This is a genomic window from Mycobacterium sp. NPDC004974 (assembly GCF_053600815.1).
The window spans coordinates 1-3,631 of sequence record NZ_JBSGAQ010000029.1; the positions used below are offsets into that span (position 1 = coordinate 1).

The 3,631-nt window shown below is 54.6% G+C and carries 2 rRNA genes; both read right to left on the bottom strand.

Annotation, left to right across the window (positions count from 1 at the left end):
- Nucleotides 1–10 precede the first annotated feature (10 nt).
- Nucleotides 11–124, bottom strand: a 5S ribosomal RNA gene (gene rrf / locus ACWEFV_RS32275).
- A gap of 152 nt (nt 125–276) precedes the next feature.
- Nucleotides 277–3,400: ribosomal RNA gene (locus ACWEFV_RS32280) — 23S ribosomal RNA — on the bottom strand.
- Between the last annotated feature and the right edge of the window lie 231 nt (nt 3,401–3,631).

Here is a 3,631-nt window from a genome sequence, read left to right on the forward strand (position 1 = left end):
CTTAATTTGTGTTCGGCGGTGTCCTACTTTTCCACCCGAAAGGGTAGTATCATCGGCGCTGGCAGGCTTAGCTTCCGGGTTCGGGATGGGACCGGGCGTTTCCCTGCCGCTATGGACCGCCGTAACTCTATTCACTCGTTGTTGAGTGTACATCTTGTGTTTTGGTGGTGGGGTGCGTGTAGCACGCCCGACACAAGTGTCGTGTGTGTTTGTGGTGTGGTTGCGTAGCAGATGTGCGTCTTACTGAAACTCATCAAACATTTGGTGTTTGTTGGTTGTTGTAAGTTTTCGGCCGGTTAGTGCCAGTTCCCTACACCTATTACTAGGCTTCCAGGTCTGGTCTATCAATCCCGTGGTCTGCGGGGGGCCTTATCCCTCTAAAAGGGTGAGAAGCCTGGTCTTGGAGGGGGTTTCCCGCTTAGATGCTTTCAGCGGTTATCCTGTCCGAACGTGGCTATCCAGCGGTGCTCCTGGTGGAACAACTGGTATACCAGAGGTTCGTCCGTCCCGGTCCTCTCGTACTAGGGACAGATTTCCTCAAGCTTCTGACGCGCGCGGCGGATAGAGACCGAACTGTCTCACGACGTTCTAAACCCAGCTCGCGTGCCGCTTTAATGGGCGAACAGCCCAACCCTTGGGACCTGCTCCAGCCCCAGGATGCGACGAGCCGACATCGAGGTGCCAAACCATCCCGTCGATATGGACTCTTGGGGAAGATCAGCCTGTTATCCCCGGGGTACCTTTTATCCGTTGAGCGACACCCCTTCCACTCAGAGGTGCCGGATCACTAGTCCCGACTTTCGTCCCTGCTCGACATGTATGTCTCGCAGTCAAGCTCCCTTGTGCACTTACACTCAACACCTGATTGCCGTCCAGGTTGAGGGAACCTTTGGGCGCCTCCGTTACATTTTGGGAGGCAACCGCCCCAGTTAAACTACCCACCAGGCACTGTCCCTGAACCGGATATACGGTCCGAGGTTAGAGGCCCAATACGATCAGAGTGGTATTTCAACAACGACTCCACCCACACTGGCGTGTGAATTTCACAGTCTCCCACCTATCCTACACAAACCGTATCGAGCACCAATACCAAGTTGTAGTGAAGGTCCCGGGGTCTTTTCGTCCTGCCGCGCGTAACGAGCATCTTTACTCGTAGTGCAATTTCGCCGAGTCTATGGTTGAGACAGTTGAGAAGTCGTTACGCCATTCGTGCAGGTCGGAACTTACCCGACAAGGAATTTCGCTACCTTAGGATGGTTATAGTTACCACCGCCGTTTACTGGGGCTTAAATTCTCTGCTTCACCCCGAAGGGTTAACAGGTCCTCTTAACCTTCCAGCACCGGGCAGGCGTCAGTCCGTATACATCGTCTTGCGACTTCGCACGGACCTGTGTTTTTAGTAAACAGTCGCTTCTCACTGGTTTGTGCCACCCACTCACGCTCAAGACCGTAAAGATCCGTCACGCCATGTGGGTCCCCCTTCTCCCGAAGTTACGGGGGCATTTTGCCGAGTTCCTTAACCATAGTTCACTCGTACGCCTTAGTATTCTCTACCTGACCACCTGTGTTGGTTTGGGGTACGGGCCGTGTATGTCCTCGCTAGAGGCTTTTCTTGGCAGCATAGGATCACCGAATTCGCCTCAAACGGCTATGCATCACCTCTCAGGATTAATGAAACGCGGATTTGCCTACGTTTCTCCCTACCGGCTTACCCCAGTACAACCACTGACTGGTACGGCTACCTTCCTGCGTCACCCCATCGCTTGACTACTACCCACCGGGGTCCCACGCAGCCCCGTCAACGCCTCACCCCGAAGGGATCGGTCACGACGGTTTTGGATGGTTAGCACAATGGATTCATCATGGACGCACATACACGGGTACGGGAATATCAACCCGTTGTCCATCGACTACGCCTGTCGGCCTCGCCTTAGGTCCCGACTCACCCTGGGAGGACTGGCCTGGCCCAGGAACCCTTGGTCTTTCGGCGGGCAAGGTTCTCACTTGCCTATTCGCTACTCATGCCTGCATTCTCACTCCCACACCCTCCACAGCTAGATCACTCTGCTGCTTCACCGGATGCAGGACGCTCCCCTACCCAACGTATAAATACGTTGCCGCGGCTTCGGCGGTGTACTTGAGCCCCGCTACATTATCGGCGCACAATCACTTGACCAGTGAGCTATTACGCACTCTTTCAAGGGTGGCTGCTTCTAAGCCAACCTCCTGGTTGTCTTCGCGACTGCACATCCTTTTCCACTTAGTACACGCTTAGGGGCCTTAGCCGGCGATCTGGGCTGTTTCCCTCTCGACGCACGGAGCTTATCCCCCGCCGTCTCACTGCCACATTCTTGGACTTGTCGGCATTCGGAGTTTGGCTGACGTCAGTAACCCTGTGGGGCCCATCGGCCATCCAGTAGCTCTACCTCCAACAAGAAACATGTGACGCTGCACCTAAATGCATTTCGGGGAGAACCAGCTATCACGGAGTTTGATTGGCCTTTCACCCCTACCCACAGCTCATCCCCTCAGTCTTCAACCTAAGTGGGTTCGGGCCTCCACGCGGTCTTACCCGCGCTTCACCCTGGCCATGGGTAGATCACTCCGCTTCGGGTCCAGAACACACCACTACACCAACCCCTACGGATTGGATACGCCCTATTCAGACTCGCTTTCGCTGCGGCTACCCCACACGGGTTAACCTCGCGACATGTCCCTGACTCGCAGGCTCATTCTTCAAAAGGCACGCCATCACCCCACCACGAAGGAGGGCTCTGACGGATTGTAAGCGCACGGTTTCAGGTACTATTTCACTCCCCTCCCGGGGTACTTTTCACCATTCCCTCACGGTACTAATCCGCTATCGGTCACTGGGAAGTATTCAGGCTTACCGGGTGGTCCCGGCAGATTCACAGCAGATTTCACGGGCCCGCTGCTACTCGGGAACACCATTAAGGTAGATGTCAGGTTTTCACGTACCGGGCTCTCACCGTCTACGGCAGGTCATCCCAAACCACTTCCGTTAACCACGACATTTTCTCACTACCCTCCAGTCAGGTAGAACTGGAAAAACAGGTCCCACAACCCCGCACACACAACCCCTACCCGGTATCACATGCATACGGTTTAGCCATCCTCCGCTTTCGCTCGCCACTACTCACGGAATCACTTTTGTTTTCTCTTCCTACGGGTACTGAGATGTTTCACTTCCCCGCGTTCCCTCCTGCACCCTATGTATTCAGATACAGGTAACACGACATCACTCGTGCTGGGTTTCCCCATTCGGACATCCTCGGATCAACGCTCGGTTGGCAGCTCCCCGAGGCATATCGCAGCCTCCAACGTCCTTCATCGGCTCCCAGTGCCAAGGCATCCACCATGCGCCCTTAAACACTTACAACACAAAAACCAAAAAATGAGTTTCAAAAGAAATTGCACATCAATCGCACACAAAACCAGGCCCCACCCACAAGGAGTGAGACCACACATTTCGCGTGCTAGATGCTCGCAACCACTATCCACAAATCAAACACCACACCCCACCACCAAAGATGGAGCAACAACACGCCTCCCACCCCACACAGGGGCCAGGGAAAAACGGGCCTGTTGTCTCAAAGCCCAATAGTGTGTT